The sequence below is a fragment of the Bradyrhizobium sp. USDA 4538 genome (assembly GCF_024171045.1).
GTDB lineage: Bacteria > Pseudomonadota > Alphaproteobacteria > Rhizobiales > Xanthobacteraceae > Bradyrhizobium > Bradyrhizobium australafricanum.
The window spans coordinates 2,139,143-2,158,293 of the sequence record NZ_JALJZE010000001.1 but is presented as its reverse complement, the minus strand read 5'-3'; the positions used below and the strand labels follow the sequence as shown (position 1 = coordinate 2,158,293).

Below are 19,151 nucleotides of genomic sequence, written 5' to 3'. Positions count from 1 at the left end.
GTGATCCTATTTCTGTTCGTTTCGCGTGTTAGCGCTTTTCTGTGGAATATCTCCTACTGGTGTCGCAGGCGTTATGAGCAGCCGCTCGGGGGGTGAGACCGGCAAGGCTCGCGCGACCTCGGCGAATACGTTCATTCCGTTACTGAGCCCCAGCTCATCAAACGAGCGGCGAGTGATGCGCGCCAAAAGGGGAACGCCCGCACGGCCGGTTTCGAGCGCCAGGACCAACGTGACCTCAGCTTCGTCGAACGGCAGAGAGGCTTTGATCCGTGCCGGAAAAACATTGAGGATCGAGCTTGCGCGCGGTGGTTCGCGCCTAATGCTGACATCACCGGCCGCGATGCGCAGCCTTAGCTGCGCGCCTGGTCTGAGCGGTGGCCCAGGTATCAACAGACGCGCACCTTTGAGGCGCAGGATGATCAGCCCATAGCGCCCGTCATAGCCGCCGATTACGGTATCGACGCAGACAGCCGATTCGCCTCGAGCAGCAAGCGCTGGATCGCTCTGGACGGCATGCAGCGGCCCGGCCGCGGTCACAATGCCATCTTTCATCGTGACGAGATGGTCGGCAAAGCGCTCGACGTCAGCCATGTCGTGGCAGATATAGATCATAGGCAACGTGAGCTCTTCACGCATGCGCTCGATAAAGGGCAGAACTTCATGCTTGGCGGGTCGGTCGAGCACAATGAGCGGGTCGTCCAGCAGAAGTAGCCGAGGTTGGGACAACAGCGCGCTGCCCAGCGCAAGTCGCTGTCGCTCGGCACCAGAAAGATGTGAAGGCGCACGGTCAAGCAGCGGCGCCAGGTCGAGCAACTCGATGACGCCATCAAGGTCAATCAGTGACGCTTTCGATTTTGGCGCATTGTACAGAAGGGTGCGCTTGACGGACAAATGAGAGAAAAGAATTGGTCGCTGGAATACATATGCGATCGGACGCAGATGAGGCGGCCGAAACGTCGTTTCGTCCTGCCAGATTTCACCATTGACACCGCAAAATCCAGTCGGCATACGCTGCACGCCGGCAATGCAGCGCGCGAGAGTGGTCTTGCCGCACCCTGGCGGACCGAAAATCGCCGTGACGCCCTTGGCCGGCACGCTGAATTGCGCATCCAAAGGGATGCTTGCGGGGGTGCCGTTGAAGGCGACTTCTATATAGCCCGATTTTGCTTCTCTCACGTGCGCGCGCCTATGCTGCATCTTTTCATCAAATCACGACGAGAATGATTGCAAAGGCGATGAACACCATGCCGCCGACAATCGAGTCTGTTTTGCTCCAGCGCGGCGGTTCCGCCCCGAGGAGGCCAAAAGGTGCCGCGGCAGCATTGCAGATCGACGGCGTTACGACGGCTGGCATCCTGAGCATCTCCCTGTCATCGAGAATCGTCCCAATCGAACGCTGCCGCAAGCGCTTACCGATCACACATGCAAGGCGGGCGTCCAATATCGCGGAATCCTCAGCCAGCTTGGCCGGACTCAGTTCGTCCGCCGGCTGGACTCGCGCGCCTTGCGTCGTTTGGCTGTGGACGCGTCGGCTATCCCCAGAGCTTGACACCGCCTCATGGCCGGCGATCCGCTCGAACGGCGCCATGGCGCTGGTGGCCGATGTCAGGTGTGCGCCGAGGCCTGCATTCATGGCTTCTGCGACTTCAGGTGCAAGCAGCATCAAAGCCAGGTCGAATAGAATCAATCGGAAAAGCCTCATTGGGACTCGGAAGATGGTCCGCACGGCCGCTTTTCTCGCGGCGGCTCCTTGCTCCTCACCCAGCAATCTGCGTGCCGGATAACAGCAGGTGCGCGGGGGCTTCGTCCATGATAAAGCTCGCCAGGCCCCCACCCTGCGTGTGGAATCGCCCCATCGTATGGTCGAGTTTCAGACGTCCGCGTCGTGAACCGGCCATGCAGGAGGGACGTGATATAAGCTGAAGATGATACGATACTGTCGGCCCTTGCGGCGAGAATGGGTTGGAGAGACCATGACCGTGACATTCGCCCCTCAAAGCGGACCCGACGGCGCCGGCTAGTGGCTCTGCACAGTGATTATGACTCTTTGGAAGGCGCGGGATAGGCGCGGCCCATTTTGGTGCGGGCCTTGTCTGTTGTGAACATCCATTTGATGCGAGAGCGGGCGGCATTTCGCTTCCGTTCCCAAGCGGCGATTTCGCGGCGCAACCGCTTGGGGGCGTCGATTCTGCGATTGAGGCACTGGCCCCGCAGGACGCCGATCTCGATCTCGACCATGTTGAGCCAGCTTGCGTGCTTGGGCGTGTAGTGGAACTCGAGCCGTCGCAAAATCCGCCTGGCTTCGGCGGGCGGGAAGGCCTGATACAGGGCGCCGGCGGAGTGGGTCGATAAATTATCCTGGACGACCCGGATGATCTCGGCGTCGGGATAATGGATGTCGACGAGGTCGCGCATGCAGGAGGCATAGTCTTCAGCCGCGCGCCGCTCAGTGACTTTGACCTTGCGCCAGGGACGATGCACGTCGAGGAATACGAAGAGATTGACCGTGCCGTTGCGACGGTACTCGTAATCGTAACGTTCGAGCTGGCCGGGCTCGGCCGGAATCGGTTGACGCGCCTCGCCGATGAGCTGCACCGGGCTTTCGTCGAAGCACACCACCGGCCGCTTGGGATCTGGCGCCTCGGCGTAGAGGTCGAGCACGTCCTCCATACGGGCGACGTATTCGCCGTCGATCTGCGGAATGCACCACATGTCCCTGCGCCAGGGCTTGAGGCCATTTTCGGCCAGGCGCCGCCGAACCGTCTCATGCGACAGGCTCTTGTGTTCGGTGAGCTTGACCATCGCACCTGCCAGCAGCTCAAGCGTCCAGCGGGCCCGGCCTTCTGGCGGACTGGCGTAGGCCGTCGCCACCAACAAGGCTTCTTCCTTGACCGTGAGTTTGCGCTCCGCTCCGGGCCGCGGCTCATCGCTCAGCGCCCGCTCCAGATTGCCTTCCACGAAGCGGCGCTTGGTCCGGTACACGGTCGAGCCGCCCACGCCGACGCTCCGCGCGATCTCCTCATCGCTGCCGCCGGTGTCGGCAGCCAGCAAAATCTGCGCGCGCTTGAGCTTACGGGACGCATGCTTGCCGCCGCTGAGCAGCGCCTTGAGTTCCGTGCGCTCGATTTGGCTGAGGTCGACCCGATAGCGTACATTCATGGCATGCCTCCGTGTTCGAGGCACGCACCAACAACTGAATCGGATGGCCGGCGTGAGTCCTTCGGCAAAACCCTTCACGCCCACACAGGGGCAGTACCTGGCCTTCATCCACCTCTACACGCGCCTGCACCGCAGACCCCCGGCCGAAACCGACATGCGGGAATACTTCCGCGTTAGCCCGCCCTCGGTTCACCAGATGGTGCTGACGCTGGAACGGGAGGGCCTCATCAGACGGCAGCCAAGGACCCCTCGCAGTATCGAGGTCCTCGTTGATCCAAAACACCTGCCGGAGCTACTCTGACCGCCAGACGCAACCCGTCAAAATCACTGTGCAGAGCCACTAGGCGGTGTGGACAGTTATCGCAGCCATAGGACGATGGCTGCGATGGTGATGACGGCAAGGTAATTTCGGGCGGTCTTTTCGAAGCGGGTTGCGACGCGGCGGAATTGCTTGAGCTTTGAGAAGCAGCATTCGACGAGATGGCGCTGGGCATAGAGATGCTTGTCGAGCGGATACTTGAGCGCGCGTGACGGGTTGTTGGGGATGACGGCGAGCTCGCCCTTGGCTGCAATGTCCTGGCGCAGGTGATCGGCGTCATAGGCCGTATCGGCCATGAAAACCTCGGCAGGCAATCCCTCGATCAATGTGGCGGCTTGCGGTGCATCGCCCTTCTGGCCTGCGGTGATCGTGAACCGTACCGGACATCCCAAGCCGCGAACGGCCATATGTATCTTGGTGCTCAGGCCGCCGCGCGAACGGCCAAGCGCTTGATCTTCAGACCCCCTTTTTTGGCCCCGGCAGCATGCTGATGGGCTCGAACAATGGTGGAATCGACAATCAGATATTCGAAGTCCGGATCGTCGGACATTGCCTCGAAGATCCGCCACCAGACGCCTTTGGCACTCCATCGGCTGAAGCGCCGGAACGCGCTGTTCCAATCCCCGAACGCTTCCGGAAGATCACGCCAGGGAGAGCCCGTGCGAACGATCCACAGCACACCTTCCACGAACATCCGATTGTCGCGCCCGGTCGAGCCCTTCTGGTCAGGCCGGCCTATGATCAGCGGCGCCATCCGCTCCCAAGCCGCATCGCTCAACACCAGACGATCCATCACACCCAAGACTGCCTCCCAAAAGCAGCCTTGAATCTGATTTCCTCCTAAAAGGGAATCCTTAGAGTCTACACCGCCTAGCGCAGCGCCAATCGCAAGGCGCGCTTTCCCTTGACAACGTCGTCGCCGATCGGCAGCAACTTCAAATACGTCTGAGCAGTGGGCAAGGGGCGGTTGCGGCGGATCGACCGGGGCCCTCATCACAATTTGTGGGCCTGGCGTCGTCGGACTCAACCTGGGTGCGAGATTTGCCGAAGCCGTTTTGGCATGAAGGGGATCAAGCGGGGAACGCTCCCGCTGATAGCTGGAATATCGCGAACTTCTCGCCGCGATCAGCCTATCCGCCAGTTGAAAGCCATCCACCATCATACTTATTTTTCGGTCGGACACTAAGGGTCATCCAATTGACGAAATCATGCGCTCAGCCGTTGCTAATCCGGCGCCCATTCAGCCAGCTCTGTCAGCCAAGACGAGGACAAGTGGTCGAGCCGGCACGTGGCTATCGCGCTCGTGAGGGCAGCCTGCACAGTTTCTGCTACATTGGAGAAGGATTATGAGGCGCATTGACGAGCGCGGCACATCGCCCATTTCGGAATTTGGTGCCGATGAAGGTCAAGGCGCTGACGGTTCTAGCGCTAGATCGGCTTGTGCCCCCGGCGAAGAGGGCCGATCATTCAGTTCCGTTGTGGAGCAGACGCGCTCTGAGCCTCAGGATTCAGATGCTTCATACTCGCGCAGCGCGCAGCGCGCCAGCGGTGCAGGCCGATTTGCCGCTCCTCCCGCCAGCGCACATCGACTCTTTGGGGCTGCGCTGCATGGCGTAATCGGTGGGAGCCGTCGTCGTTTCGGCTCCTTGCCGGGATCCGGCTCGTCGCGATCTGATAAGGAAGTGCGTCGCGACGATCCAGAGGCGGAAGGCTCGCTAGGACGCTCTCTCCCATCGCACGGCGGAGACGGACCAGAAGTGGGACACGTCCACGATGTGCCCACGCAGAGTGTCCTAGGCCCAGGCCCGCAGCGACCTTATGGAATTTACAGTGGGAGACCAGGTCGAAACGCGGGCGCCTCGCATCCGCGTGGCGAAGAGTTCTGGCGCGACGATAGAGAGGCTCAAAGCTCGCACGTGGGTAGACGCCCGCCGGATACGCCGTCCGTGTCTGAGCGAGGTAGCAGACCAGGAAGATGGCGCGTCGCCGACGCGCCTGCGCAGCCAATCGAGCGTGAAGGTGCGGAACGAAGCGATCGTACCTATAATGGCGCAGCAAATCAGGAAACACGCCTGGCGCACTCTGATGGCAATCAGTGGCGTGCCGACCGAACGGCTGAGCGCTCGCAGAGAGGTGGGCTCCCGCCAGATACACCATCCGCCTCCGAGCGGGGTGACAGGCCAGGAAGCTCGCGCATCGGCGGTGTCGCTGCGCAGCCAATTCAGCCTGGAAGCTCGGAGCGAGCCCATCGAACTTATCGTGGCGCAGCCAATCTGGAAGTTGCCCCGTCGTCTTCGGATGGCGACCGTCGGCGCGCCGATCGCGCCGGCGGGCTGGCGCCGCATGGCCAATCCATCTCTGACCGAAGTGGCGGACCAGGAAGGCAGCGCATTGACGATGTCGCCGCGCAGAGGGTCCAAGGTGCGAGCTCCGAACGACCGTATGGATCCTATCTTGACGGAGTACCTGGGGGAGCAAGCTGGCGTTCAAGCGGCGACCACTGGCGAGGCGATCAAGCCGCTACCAGCTCGCAGACAGATGCGCTCTCTCGACATAGGCAATCCGTGCCTGACCTGGGTGCTGGACCAAAAATGCAGCGTATCGAAGATATAGGCGCCGAGAGCGTCCGGGCTGCAAGCTTGGCGCGTCCTTATAGACGTGCGGATGAACTTAATGCAGCTCTGAGGGACCTTGATCACGTTCGCGACATCCGTGCGTTCTCAACTGCAGTGGTGCAGCATGACAAGAGGCTGCGAAAGGCGGACCGGGAGGACCATGAAAGGTTTCTGGAAAAGGCCGCCGTTGATTTCAAGACTGAATTCGTTTCGCGCCTGGAGGAAAACATCCGCGCCGGGCGATCATGGGGGTACGCCACAACATGCAACGTGGTGAGCCGAGAGGCCGGTGGTCGTGCAGGTGTGGAAGCTTGCAGGGCCTTGGCAGCTCGGCTGTCGCAGCTGGAAGATGCGTTAATAACGAAAGTCGACCCTAATGCGCTTTCGCTCTTCGCATTATCGTTTGGTCGGAACCTCCGGGCGGCGGAATGCCGCAATGGGGCGATCAGAATCGCCCGCGAGGTCTGTGACGGCGGCCGCCAGCTCGCTCGTTTTCATGAGCAGGACCTGGCGAACCTGGTGAACGGTTTCAGCAAGTGGCCGGGCCAGGACGATGCCGGCCGGGCCGTCCTCGCAATCGCCCGTGAGGTCTGTGACGACGGCCGCCGGCTCGCTCGTTTTAATGAGCAGGAGCTGGCGAACCTGGTGAACGGTTTCAGCAAGTGGCCGGGCCAGGACGATGCCGGCCGGGCCGTCCTCGCAATCGCCCGTGAGGTCTGTGACGACGGCCGCCAGCTCGCTCGTTTTAATGAGCAGGACCTGGCGAACCTGGTGAACGGTTTCAGCAAGTGGCCGGGCCAGGACGATGCCGGCCGGGCCGTCCTCGCAATCGCCCGTGAGGTCTGTGACGACGGCCGCCAGCTCGCTCGTTTTAATGAGCAGCAGCTGGCGAACCTGGTGAACGGTTTCAGCAAGTGGCCGGGCCAGGACGATGCCGGCCGGGCCGTCCTCGCAATCGCCCGTGAGGTCTGTGACGACGGCCGCCGGCTCGCTCGTTTTCATGAGCAGGAGCTGGCGAACCTGGTGAACGGTTTCAGCAAGTGGCTGGGCCAGGACGATGCCGGCCGGGCCGTCCTCGCAATCGCCCGTGAGGTCTGTGACGACGGTCGCCAGCTCGCTCGTTTTCATGAGCAGGACCTGGCGAACCTGGTGAACGGTTTCAGCAAGTGGCCGGGCCAGGACGATGCCGGCCGGGCCGTCCTCGCAATCGCCCGTGAGGTCTGTGACGATGGCCGCCAGCTCGCTCGTTTTAATGAGCAGGACCTGGCGTACCTGGTGAACGGTTTCAGCAAGTGGCCGGGCCAGGACGATGCCGGCCGGGCCGTCCTCGCAATCGCCCGTGAGGTCTGTGACGACGGCCGCCAGCTCGCTCGTTTTCATGAGCAGGACCTGGCGAACCTGGTGAACGGTTTCAGCAAGTGGCCGGGCCAGGACGATGCCGGCCGGGCCGTCCTCGCAATCGCCCGTGAGGTCTGTGACGATGGCCGCCAGCTCGCTCGTTTTAATGAGCAGCAGCTGGCGAACCTGGTGAACGGTTTCAGCAAGTGGCCGGGCCAGGACGATGCCGGCCGGGCCGTCCTCGCAATCGCCCGTGAGGTCTGTGACGACGGCCGCCAGCTCGCTCGTTTTCATGAGCAGGAGCTGGCGAACCTGGTGAACGGTTTCAGCAAGTGGCCGGGCCAGGACGATGCCGGCCGGGCCGTCCTCGCAATCGCCCGTGAGGTCTGTGACGACGGCCGCCAGCTCGCTCGTTTTCATGAGCAGCAGCTGGCGAACCTGGTGAACGGTTTCAGCAAGTGGCCGGGCCAGGACGATGCCGGCCGGGCCGTCCTCGCAATCGCCCGTGAGGTCTGTGACGACGGCCGCCGGCTCGCTCGTTTTCATGAGCAGGAGCTGGCGAACCTGGTGAACGGTTTCAGCAAGTGGCCGGAAGACGAGGACATTTGCCATTCCGCAGCCGTGGTCGCGGGTGAGGTCGGTCGCCGCGCGCTCTCCGATTTCACGCCGCAGCAAATGGCACATCTGATAAATGGCTTCAGCAAGTGGCCGGACGACCCGGCGTGTCACCGGGCGGTAGTGGACATCGCGCGCGGACTAGGCCGGGGCGGTCAACGCTTCGGTACCTTCACGACGCCCGAGTTCAACATGATCGCCAATGCCCTGGGGCGAGGTATCACGAGAGGGGAAGACGCGGGAGAGATCATAGAGACCGCTCTGCTGAAGGATCGCTTACATCAGCTGGCCCATCACCTTCACTACGACAATGATCGGCTGGAGCAGAGCGATGTTCTGACTATCGCCACCATTTTCAAGGCCTTGGCGAAGGCTCGACTATTCGAAGATCTTGGCTCGCTCGCCTCGACCGGGTTGGATCGGCTCAACGAATTGCATCGTGCCCCTGGTTTTGCCGCTGAGAATAACCTCGAAACCATGGGCAATCTCTGTGCCGCGCTGGTGCCGCTGGCGCGCAGCCCGCACCTGCGCTGGCACCGCAGAGTGGCTCTCCACTTGCTGAACGATGTCCAACCGATCGTGGAGCAAAAGATCGAGGCACACTTCGATGCGAGCGCGGCAGAGCGCATCCGTGGGCCGCGCGCGAGTCGCAATCCTGCCCTCTCGATCTATCAGATGCTCAAGGCTCGTGCAGTCCTGGCGAACATGTTCAAGCGACCGGTTATCGAGGGCAAGAAGGCAGATTTGCGCAAGAGGCAGCAAGAGCTGCGGCACGGTACCAAAGAGATCCTGGCCGGCACGCGCGACCTCATCCAGGGCGATCTTTCCAACATGAGCTGGAACCTGATCGCACAGATCGAGGCGGAGAGCCCGGTCGATGCGCTCGACACATTCGTCGAGCAAAACGCGGCAACGATCCGGGACAAATATCCTGCGTCCACATTCGATGTCCACGAGGTATTGCGAGCCATGGATCACGAGCCGAGGCCCCCACAGGGCGAAGCGGGTCTGATGCGGTTGCCGGTGGTGGACATGCAAGGACGGCCACTGGCCACAGAGCCCGAGACACGATACTCGATCTTTCATCGGCTGACCTCAGGCGCGATCGAGGTGGTCGCCGTCCAGCTGCCGGCAAAGCCGAGCGCCCTCATGCTGGCGCGCACGCTCACCTACAAGGGGGTGCCGTACCGCATGGACCTGTTCGGCGGCAGCAAGTTGAAAGCACCAAGACCGACCGTGCTCGAAATCGCCGCCCATACTCCAGGCGGACCGGCAGCACCGTCTTCGGGGGGAAAACTGCTCGCCATTCCCTATGCCGAAACCGCGCCGGGGACGTCATTCGAGAAGCTGTTGCGGGCCTGGGCCCCGTTCAAGGAAGCCTATTGGTATACTCAGCGCAGGGGGTTTGCGGCGCCACCCGCAATCAAGGATCTGGGCCCTCACGATTACGCGCTGGAGGGCGCCTTCAAGCTGTTGCTGACGCCAGACCGCCCTACCAACGAGGAGCATCCGTTCAAATTGACTGGACCGGAAGGCCCGATTGCTTTGCGACCGCATGATGGCTGTGGCTTTATCAAGGCCTCGCTCGCCGAACGTATGCTCGCTATTCGCCGGGCCGGCCCCCAGGAAGGCCCCGATCGAATGCCGGCCTATGGTGAGGGAAGGAGATCGTCCGTTCCTGCCTCGGCGTTGCAACATTATCCGCGCAGTGAGCAGGTGGCCGACGAGGCTCGCGAAAAGGCCAAGAGCTGGCTGGACAGCAGAGGAGGGGAAAGCCTGATAGGCGAGCAGCTGTTTCGCATGGTGACGGCAGGCCACATCGATGCTCCCGGTGGCGTTGCCGTCCCGTCCAGTGATGATTACCTCCATGTGCCGAAGTGCAAGAGTGAGACGTTAACGGGAACGGGGGGCGTGCTGATCGGGCGATCTCCCTATGACAAGCCTAACCTGCGCCCACTCGCCGCCGAGCGAGTCAGGTCGGCAGCTGACGGGGATCCGACTGCGGCATTCCTCGATAGATGCGTGGCCATGCAATACAGTTTCAGTGTCGCCCAGAAGTCGCAGGAGGAGCTGGCGGCCGACGACCCGAGCTTCTTTGCCAAAGGCATTCTGATCGTGGTGCCGGATGGGATGTGGCCGGCCAACTACGCGGACCGCGGGCTGGTGATGTCGGCCGAAGACGTCAAGTGCCATTCGAGCTGGACCGAGCGCAAAGACCGTGCAAACGTAGACACGCCGGTCGACTGTGTGGGTATCCTGCAGGCGACCGAAGTGTTCGCTCCGGGGTCGTTGGTCGCCGTCCCGACCGGCGAGCAGAAAAAGCTCGACGGCGACTTCGACGGGGATACCGTCGTTATCATCGGCGATCGGCCGCAGCTGTATGAGCATGTTCGCCAGTTCGATGAGAAGGAACAAGCTCGCGGAGTTCGCTCGCTCAAGCCGCCGAAGTCGTATACCCCGGCGATCGAGGGCAACAATTACCAATTCAGTCGTGCCAGCCAGATCCTCGCGGCGACGCGGAACGCGTTGGAAATTTATAGCGGCCTGCAGCGGAGCTTTCTGGCGCAATCCCATCAAGCACGGCGTTGGTTTGCTGAGCGCGCGGTTTTTGGAACTTACGAGGGGTTTCATCACGAACTTCAGCGCGACATCCGTCAATTGCTGACCAAGGAGCAGGTGAGCGCCCAGGATGTCGAGCACATGCTCGATAGAGCGAGGCCCGAGATCAAGCTTGCAGACCATGCAGTCGCCCACGAAATTGCCGAGTTGCTCGTCAACGACCTCGAGGCGTGGGCAGCGAGCACAGCTGAGCAGATGCTGCCCGAAACATCCGAAAGCGTGAGCGACACTAAACTGACTGTGAGCCCAGCGCTTGCGGAGCTTTTCCCAAGCCTGGCGGAGACTTATCCGGCAGCCGCTCACCCACGCGACCGCATCCAGTCCTTGCTCGACCACTATCCTCCGCGCATCACTCCGCGGCCGGATGGGTACATTGCCGATGACCTCGTGCAAAGCGCGAGCAATCTTCTGAGCCTCGGGATCAAGGTCGGAACGGACGCCTTCAAGTCCGACACGAGTGTCCAGCTCTTCATGAAGAAAAGCGAATGGCTCCAGGGGCTCCTGCAGCAGACGCCAGGCCTGAAGTCCGTGCCCTATGTCAAGAGCATGGCGGCGACCCTCAACCACGGACGGTTCAATGTCGACACGACCCTGGAGGATCTGAAGGACAATCCCACATTGGCAGCTTCAATCATGGAGGCCTCTATTCATCTTGCTGCGGAGAAAGGGATTCTGCCTGGCTTTGGCCGACAGCCTGCCGAGGCTTCTGCCATCACGTTGACGCTAACTCGCGAGCAGGCTTCAGAGCGCGCCCAAATCGAGGTCGCGCGCGCCGCAGCCGAAGAGAAGGAGATCACTGTAGCAGCACGTCAGGTTGCCAAGGACCTTGAGCTGTTGGGCATCGATGTGAAGATGCCCCATCTCGACCGTCGGTTAAGATCGGAAAGCTCCCTCAGAGACCAACTCATGGAGGTGAATGATGCCCCCGAAGGCGCCTCACTGCTGATCAGCAGCGCCGTGCGCCATGTCTTCGAAGTGCCCGACAAGGATTTTGCACGTGCCTTCACGAAAGGCATTCTGGCGTTTGAGGAGCAAGGCTACGCCGAAATCAGCACAACCAACTGGTTCAGGATGAGCGCTCCGACGTTTGTCGGCATGAAGACTGTGCTCGCCACGCCGGATGGCTACCGATTCGAGGCGGAGTTCCATACGCCGGGCAGCTACAAGGCCAAAATTGCCAATCACGACACGTACAAGGAACTCCAGCGACGGCGCAGAGGCGATGCACCGGATCCCCGTAAGATGGAGCAGCTCGCCCAGCGCGTGCGCGAGGTCTGCAAAGAAGTTGCGATACCGGAGGGTGTCAGAAACATTCCCCACTTTTCGATCGAAGGGGCGCGGACAGCTGGCGTCGGCGCAACCCTCGGGTTGCGATCTGCCCAACAGACCGCGACGCCCGAGCGATCACCGACTGCAAAGGAAGTTGTCGCTGCCCTCGACGGACGGCCGATCGTGCTCGTCGGCATGCCCGGTTCCGGCAAATCCACCATCGGCCCGTTTCTTGCGCGTCGACTGGGGCTGCCCTTCATCGACACCGATAAAAAAATCGAGACGACGGCTCGCATGCCGATTGCGGAGATTTTTGCAACCAAAGGGGAGCAGTATTTCAGGGACCTCGAGGCGAGGTCAATCGCAGAGTTTCTCGAGCGGGGGCCGGTGGTGCTGGCCACCGGTGGCGGCGCGTTCATGCGTGAGGAGACGCGGCACCGCGTCGCGGAGAAGGGTGTCTCGATCTGGCTCAATACCGACGAAGGTGAGATCAGGAAACGCCTTAGTCGTGACACCGCCCGCCCGCTGTTGCAGACCGAAGACCGGAAGGACAAGATCACGCAGCTGATCAGCGAGCGCTCGCCGTTCTATCAACTTGCCGATCTCACGATCGTCCCCGGTCAAAAACGTGACAACAAGAACGCAGATCAATGTGTGGCCGCGCTGCGTGCCCACCTTTGCGGCGAAGGGGGCGCGGACCGGACACCGGCCAATGTCATGGGAGCGGCACCATGACCTCGCCGCTCACAAGGTTGATTGTCGATATCGCCCCGAGGGATCGAGCCGAACAGTCTCTTCGCCTCGAGCGGGATGATCGGCGTCGTATCCACGGCTCTAGAGCATGTTGTTTTTTCGCAGAATCGGGATTCCCAGCGGGAGCGATTTCTGATTCAAACTCCGTGCTGGAGAACGGCGGCCAGCATGGATGACGCGACCCTATTCAGAAGACCTTCGTGAACGGGCTCTGGCGCGAGCTGATGCAGGAGAGACAGTTCGTTCGATTGCAGAGGCGCTTCAGATCAGCCCGTCCTGTGTAACGAAGTGGAAGAATCTGAAACGGGAGACTGGGGGCGTTTCGCCCGGCAAGATCGGCGGTCACAAGAAGCCGGTTCTGTCCGGTGCCAATGCTGATTGGCTGCGTAAGCGCGTTCTCTCGGGACCATTCACTTTGCGGAAGCTGACACAGGAACTGGCGGCGCGCGGGATCAAGACCGATGTGCGGGCGGTGTGGACGTTTGTGCATGCCGAAGGGCTGAGCTTCAAAAAAAACGATCCTGCCAGTCGAACAAGATCGCCCCGACATCGCCCGTAAGCGGACACGCTGGAAGGCCCATCAAGGCAAGATTGACGCTTCACGCCTGATCTTTAGTCGTTCGTGAAGAACTGGCGCCGGCGCCCGGCTCAAGCGGTGTTTCGAGCCGGGAGGGTCTCGAAGAAGGCTCGGATGATGACACGCAAGAGCTCTGCGAGCCATCGCAGCAGCAGGCCGAAGTTATAGCCGGCAGCGGCGAGAACAGCGTTGATGCGGTCGCCGAGGCGTCCCTTGAGATAATTTCTGTCCATGCGGTGCTCGGCCTTGACGTGGCCGATGACGGGCTCGACAGCCGCGCGACGCTTCATCTCGCGACGGATGGAAGCTGTGACGCGGCGGACCTGACCCGAGATCCAGACCCTGAACCGATGCGGGTGGTTGTGACCGCGATATCCTTTGTCGACGTGGATACCGCGAGCCTCCACCCCGGTGAGCTTCTCCATGTCGGCGATTACGGGACCGAGCGTGTGCCCATCGAAGGGATTGCCATGCAGCGCCTTGGCATGGACCACGAACTGGCCGCCCTTCGGAGACGTCACAGGGGTGGCGATGCTGACCTTGCAGCCGAACTCGTAGGGCGCGCGGGCTTTACCCTTGCCGATGCACTCAACCTCCGGAGCATGTAACGCATAGACCTTCGGACCGCGCTGATGCTGATCCTGGCTGCGCACCTGCTGCGCTAAACCGAGCAACGGGCCGAAGCGAGCTTCCAGCACCGTATCGCCATCAATCTTGCGGCGGATGTCGCGGATGATCCGGCCAAGCCGTGTCCGCAGGAACTTGAGCTGCCGCCGGGCGCGTTTGAACTGGTGGGCGTGGGTATAGCGGCCGGTCATGATGGCGGCGCGCTTGGCCAGGCGCAGATAGCTCTGGCGTAGCGGCACACGGTTGCGCTTGGCGAGCCCGACCAGCTTGATGATTGCTCGATGCAGGAGCCGCGCGTCGGTCGGATGCGCAACCGCCTTGGGCTGCACCGTGGTATCGACCACCACGCGCTCCAGGTCCTTCGGGCCGAGGGCGCCTGTCTTGTGCGCCACCGACAGACTTTCCTGGATTAGCGCAACGAGCTGCTCCTCGCCGAGCCGCTGCCGCCAGCGCGTCATCGACGATCGATCGAACGGCAGACGGTGGCGGAAGCTCAGCTCGCCGCAGAAGTATTGGTAATAGGGGTTCTCGATCCAGCGAGCGCACAGCACCTCATCTGACAGGTTGTGCATGTGCTTCAAATGAACAGGCCGGCGACTAGCCGCCTCGGCAAGCCCGGCTGTCCCGACCCTGCTTGGCACACCGAACTGAAGCGCTCATTCAGGATGTTCCAGTCGATCAGCGCTGCCAACCGCACCAGCGGATGACCCATGTCGATGATCTGATCAAGCGCCGGAAGCAACAGGTCTTTCTGGCGATCATCCCGCGGCTTGCTCATCGCATTCCCCAATGTCGACGACGCTGTCAGGGAATCACGAATCACCCAAAAGCAAAATCTAAAACGCAAGAAAGCGAGGTCCAATACCCCGCTTTCCTGCAAAATCGAATACTACATCAAGACCAATTCTGCTTATTTCTCAAGTCAATCCGCATTCTTCACGGACGACTCTTTATCGACGAGACCTGGATCAAGACCAATATGGCGCCACTGCGCGGTTGGGGACCGAGTGGACAGCGGCTCCAAGCATCCGCGCCTTTCGGTCACTGGAAGACCATGACTTTCATCGCAGCGCTGCGGCACGTATAGCGCGACAATCTGGGTGGGAAGCCGGCGACAATCAGGATGAAACTGCGCCGATGGGGACGGACCGAAGGGAGGGCGCAAGAGGGAATCGATGCCTTGCCTGGCCTGCACATCACCGACCACCCGATGAGACGGGATGGTTGCCGCCCTCCTCGATGGCATCGATATGTGCCAAAAACGTGTTGTTTGATCACAGCGAATAGGACGGCAAATTGATGGATACGGTGATTGGGGTAGATCTGGCGAAGAATGTCTTCCAGCTCCACGGCGCATCAACAACTGGGCATCTCAAGTTTCGAAAGAAGCTGTCTCGGCCACAGTTCAGGAAGTTCACGGCGGAGCACTTAACGGCAATGGTGGTGATGGAAGCTTGCGGCAGCGCTCACTATTGAGCACGAGAGATGGTTAAGCTCGGCCATGAAGTTAGACTGATCGCGCCGCAATACGTGAAGCCTTTCGTGAAGCGCCAAAAAAACGACGCGGCTGATGCCGAAGCAATAGTAATCGCTGCACAGCGCCCAGAGATGCGCTTCGTCGAGCCGAAATCGGAAGAGCAGCAGGCCAGAGCAATGTTGTTTCGGAGTCGGCAGCGGCTTGTTCGTCAGCGTACTGATTTAGTCAACGCATTACGTGCTGCTGTTTACGAATTTGGTCATACCGTCCCACAAGGCATCGAACAACTTAAACGCATTGCCGCAATCCTCAAGGAGCCGAACGTCGATCTGCCGGAACTAGTTCGGGAGGAATGCTGGAGTCTCATTGATCAAATTACCCAGAAGACGGAGCGGATTAATGCCAAGACAGAGCAACTCAAGAAGTTGGCGGCGCGGACTGGAGCGGCGCGCCGGCTGCAAACAATGCCAGGAGTCGGTCCGCTGACCGCGCTGGCGATCGAGGCTTTCGCGCCCGACATGACAACTTTCAAATGTGGTCGAGACTTCGCAGCTTGGCTCGGCTTAGTCCCGCGGCAACATTCCTCCGGAGGAAAGGAAAGGCTTGGGCGCGTTTCGAGAGAGGGACAGGCGGACATTCGCCAATTACTTATCGTGGGGGCTATGTCGCGATTGAACTGGCTGGGGTGCAAGTCGATCCCCAAAGGCTCATGGCTTGCGCAGATTCTCGTCAGGAAGCCACGCATGCTGGTGGCGATCGCCTTGGCGAACAAGATGGCTCGGGCGATTTGGGCCATGCTCATCCGGAAGGAGGACTATCGACATCCGACGCAGGCCGTGACGGCATGATTTCATGCAGCACTGAATAGCCTGGGTTGGTGAGGGGGTGTGAGAAGTCGACGACCCGAATGGGCGTAATGATCGAACAGATCTGGATCAGGAAAACCAGCTAGAGCCAAAGAGCCATTGTGCTCGGAGAGGCACGTCGCGCGGGAACTTGAAACGCGTACGGGTGGCCCGGGTTTAAACCGGTCGCTATCCGAAAGACAATGTCCCTCCCGCGGTCGAAGCACTTCGCAAGCTGGCTGGGCATTGGCCGGATCGAGAACTCGCCGTCTCGCTCAATCGGATGCTGTGCAGAACCAGCGACGGAGAACACCTGGACGACCGTGCGAGTGCGCGACATGCGTGAACGGCTCGGGCTACCGGAATATGACCCTAGCAAAAGCGATGGGAAGTTCATCAGCCTCGCCAAGGCCGCCGAGCGCCTCGGCATATGCCTTGGGTCGGCGCGAACCTTGGCTGAAAAGGGCGTCCTGCCAGGCACACAGATCATGAAGGGAGCACCATGGCTTGTACCAGTCGAAGTCCTCGACACCGAAGCGGTTCGGATAGGAGTGCCGAAAGTGATCGAGCGACGCCCGAAAATTTTTGAAGACTATCAATATGATAGAGTTGTCCGTCTTCCCGGCATCTAACGGAGTGATGCTTTTTGAAACGCAGTGGATGGACAGAGTGAAGCTTCTGGCGTGGGACGGCAGCGGCATGGTGTTGGTAACGAAGTGGTTGCACCAGGGGCGTTTCACCTGGCCGCCGATCCGCGACGGCGTTGTGCATCTCAGTGCGACGCAGCTTGCAATGCTACTCGACTATCCATGTGAATGCCCCTCCTCGTAAGGCTCAGTGATTCGGATATCTAGATGATCGAGCTCGTGATTGCGGAGTTTTCGAACAGCCTCAACTACGCGCGACGTGTTGGAGAACAGGTGCGCGCCGGAAGGATGACGATCGATCAAAAGGCGCCCCTGCCTGATCTGAACGTACAGCCAGTTCACCGGAATGTTCAATACGCCCGCGAGTTCCTGTGCGCTGAGCAAGTCGGGTGAATGCCGCCATCGCGTGCGTTGCTCGGTAAGCCCCTTGAGGCCGGCCTGGAAGCGAATGCGCTGGACAGTGATCGGCAGCACCCTGTCGGGGCATTTTGGTGACCGGTGTCCTTCGCCCGTCAACATGGCGGCGATCTCGTCGTCGTGCATCTTGGTGCGGGCGAGCTCGAGCACGCGTTCTCGCATCTCAGCGCCCTGCGTGAGATTTTCTACTGAGTTGACACGCATCTTTACCTCGATCTCGGTGACGGCTCCGCCGCGCCACACGATCCTCACCCTGACGACGTCATGCTCGCCACGATCGAGGATTACCTTGTCAATGAGACAGCGCAACAGCGCCTTGCGTTTCGCGTCGGTCGTGCTCGAGTCCGTCCAGATCGCAGGAAGACGGCCGGAGAGGTGGACGACTTTGTCGTTCAGCGTCTTGTAGCCGACGGTGATCTGAGCGATAGCCTGGGGAGACTTCAAACGGGCCAGGGCCTCCTCTGCCGCTCGGGCCTCCTTCAGAGCCGCCTCCCAACGGCGCTCGAGCTCGGCGGCGACGAGCCGGTTGTCAGGATCGACGCGGTTGAACTGACGTTCGGCGAGTGCTGCTTCGTAGCGCCGGCGCTCGAGCTGCTGCTCGGCATTGCTTCGTATTGCTTTGTACGTCTGTTGCTGAGCGCGACGAGCGCACGAAGCGTCGATCTCGGCCGGCGCCAGCGCCGTGAGGAACGCTTGCGCCACGGCGGCGTCGACGCGGGGAGCGCGGATGTATTGGCACGCCGGCAGCCCCTGATGTGAACGCAGGTGATTGCAGACGTACTCGGCGCCCCCCTTGTAGCGAGCGTACATCTTGTGACCGCATCTTCCGCACCATGCGATGCCTTGCAGCAGTAGTTCGCCCTCACGTGGAGCCCCTCTGGTCTTGTTGCGCATGTATTCTGCTCGGTTGTCGCTGATAAGGTCCCTGATCTTCTCGTAGCTTTGCCAAGCGATATAGGCCGGATAGCGGTCCTTGACGATGATCCGCCACTGCCCGATCGGCTTCGGCGCCTTCGTCGGCGATCTTCCGTCCAAGGGTTTGCGCAGTCTTGTCCGTCCGTAGACGAACGCGCCTGCATAGGCAGGATTCTTCAGAATCGCCGCGACCGCGGATGTCGTCGCCCGCGCCCAATGCAGGTCCCCGTGGCGATTGCGGCGCGGCAGCTCCAGACCGCGGTGGTTGAACTCACGCATGACCTTGGCAACGGTACGCAGTTTCAGGAAGGTCTCGAACAGCAACTCAAGCCGTTCCTGCACCTCCAGGTTCGGGTCCTTGACGACGACGCCAGAGGGATCACGGACAAGGCCGATCGGCAAAGTGAGCGCAAGCTCGCCGCGCTCCGCCTTGGCGAGAAGACCAGCCGTCAATCGACTACGTATCGTATGGAGCTCAAGCTCCGATATCGTCCCTTTTAGGCCGAGCAGCAATCGGCCATTCGCGCTGCCCGGATCATAGACGCCATCACGGTCGGCAATGAGGCAGCCGTGCAGCCCGCAGATATCGAGCAGCGGATACCAATCCGAGCAGTTGCGGGCGAGACGCGTGACGTCGATCGACAGGATCAGACCAACCTCATTAACCCCAACACGTCCGACCAGTTCCTTGAAGCCGCTGCGCTGAGCCGCCGACGCCCCACTGATGCCGAGATCAGCGTCGATGACGTCGATGCCAGCTTCGTGCCAGCCGAGCTCGATCGCGCGTTGGCGAAGCGCGTATTGCAATCGCAGGCTTTCTTGGTTGGTCACAACCTGATGGGTCGTCGACTGCCGGATGTACACGACCGCGCGTCGCGCCAGGTGTATCGGCTTGACGAGCTCGGATTTCATGACTTGCCTCCGCCAGCACTGCGGCGACCTCGTTGACGATTTGGCGC

Annotated in this window: 11 protein-coding genes and 3 pseudogenes; 8 read left to right on the top strand and 6 right to left on the bottom strand. The window is 61.0% G+C overall.

The features are described 5' to 3' along the window. Positions 1-6: 6 nt before the first annotated feature. From modC to J2R78_RS09370, 3 genes are all read right to left on the bottom strand, one after another. Positions 7-1,176, bottom strand: coding sequence for a molybdenum ABC transporter ATP-binding protein (gene modC / locus J2R78_RS09380; RefSeq protein WP_245313880.1), 1,170 nt, complete (start codon positions 1,174-1,176; stop codon positions 7-9). A gap of 28 nt (positions 1,177-1,204) precedes the next feature. Beyond that, a complete protein-coding gene (locus tag J2R78_RS09375; RefSeq protein WP_069277635.1) occupies positions 1,205-1,702 on the bottom strand; it encodes a hypothetical protein in 498 nt (165 codons plus the stop codon). 335 nt (positions 1,703-2,037) lie between these two features. Next, entirely contained in the window at positions 2,038-3,159 is a 1,122-nt protein-coding gene (locus J2R78_RS09370) for an IS630 family transposase (protein WP_253588045.1), read from the bottom strand. Between J2R78_RS09370 and J2R78_RS09365 the strand changes: the two genes are divergently transcribed. Continuing rightward, entirely contained in the window at positions 3,158-3,460 is a 303-nt protein-coding gene (locus J2R78_RS09365) for a MarR family winged helix-turn-helix transcriptional regulator (RefSeq protein ID WP_309144994.1), read from the top strand. The genes J2R78_RS09370 and J2R78_RS09365 overlap by 2 nt on opposite strands. 56 nt (positions 3,461-3,516) lie before the next feature. Here J2R78_RS09365 and J2R78_RS09360 read toward each other — a convergent pair. Then, a protein-coding gene (locus tag J2R78_RS09360) for an IS5 family transposase (RefSeq protein ID WP_141713710.1) occupies positions 3,517-4,280 on the bottom strand; the annotation gives its coding sequence in 2 pieces (ribosomal slippage) (positions 3,517-3,942 and positions 3,945-4,280; 762 coding nt in all). A gap of 1,244 nt (positions 4,281-5,524) precedes the next feature. Between J2R78_RS09360 and J2R78_RS09355 the strand changes: the two genes are divergently transcribed. From J2R78_RS09355 to J2R78_RS09345, 3 genes are all read left to right on the top strand, one after another. Further along, complete coding sequence (locus tag J2R78_RS09355) at positions 5,525-6,091, top strand: hypothetical protein (RefSeq protein WP_141713704.1); 567 nt, start codon at positions 5,525-5,527, stop codon at positions 6,089-6,091. Beyond that, positions 6,070-12,669, top strand: coding sequence for a shikimate kinase (locus J2R78_RS09350; protein WP_253603974.1), 6,600 nt, complete (start codon positions 6,070-6,072; stop codon positions 12,667-12,669). Before J2R78_RS09355 ends, J2R78_RS09350 begins: the two co-directional genes overlap by 22 nt. A gap of 190 nt (positions 12,670-12,859) precedes the next feature. Then, entirely contained in the window at positions 12,860-13,246 is a 387-nt protein-coding gene (locus J2R78_RS09345; protein ID WP_253588048.1) for a transposase, read from the top strand. A gap of 89 nt (positions 13,247-13,335) precedes the next feature. Here the strand turns inward: J2R78_RS09345 and J2R78_RS09340 are convergent. Further along, positions 13,336-14,669 (bottom strand): annotated as a pseudogene (locus J2R78_RS09340) (IS5 family transposase). 168 nt (positions 14,670-14,837) lie between these two features. On the opposite strand from J2R78_RS09340, the pseudogene J2R78_RS09335 reads away from it, so the two are divergent. From J2R78_RS09335 to tnpB, 4 genes and pseudogenes are all read left to right on the top strand, one after another. Next, positions 14,838-14,969: pseudogene (locus tag J2R78_RS09335) on the top strand (IS630 family transposase); the annotation flags it as partial. A 221-nt stretch (positions 14,970-15,190) separates the two neighbouring features. Further along, positions 15,191-16,216 (top strand): annotated as a pseudogene (locus J2R78_RS09330) (IS110 family transposase). A 335-nt stretch (positions 16,217-16,551) separates the two neighbouring features. Further along, entirely contained in the window at positions 16,552-16,845 is a 294-nt protein-coding gene (locus tag J2R78_RS09325; protein WP_253588047.1) for a hypothetical protein, read from the top strand. Beyond that, the gene (gene tnpB / locus J2R78_RS45330; protein ID WP_069280696.1) at positions 16,814-17,044 is read left to right on the top strand and encodes an IS66 family insertion sequence element accessory protein TnpB; all 231 of its coding nucleotides are present in this window, start codon (positions 16,814-16,816) and stop codon (positions 17,042-17,044) included. Before J2R78_RS09325 ends, tnpB begins: the two co-directional genes overlap by 32 nt. Here tnpB and J2R78_RS09320 read toward each other — a convergent pair. Then, entirely contained in the window at positions 17,017-19,104 is a 2,088-nt protein-coding gene (locus J2R78_RS09320) for a recombinase family protein (protein WP_253588046.1), read from the bottom strand. The two genes, tnpB and J2R78_RS09320, sit on opposite strands and share 28 nt — an antisense overlap. Positions 19,105-19,151: the final 47 nt, after the last annotated feature.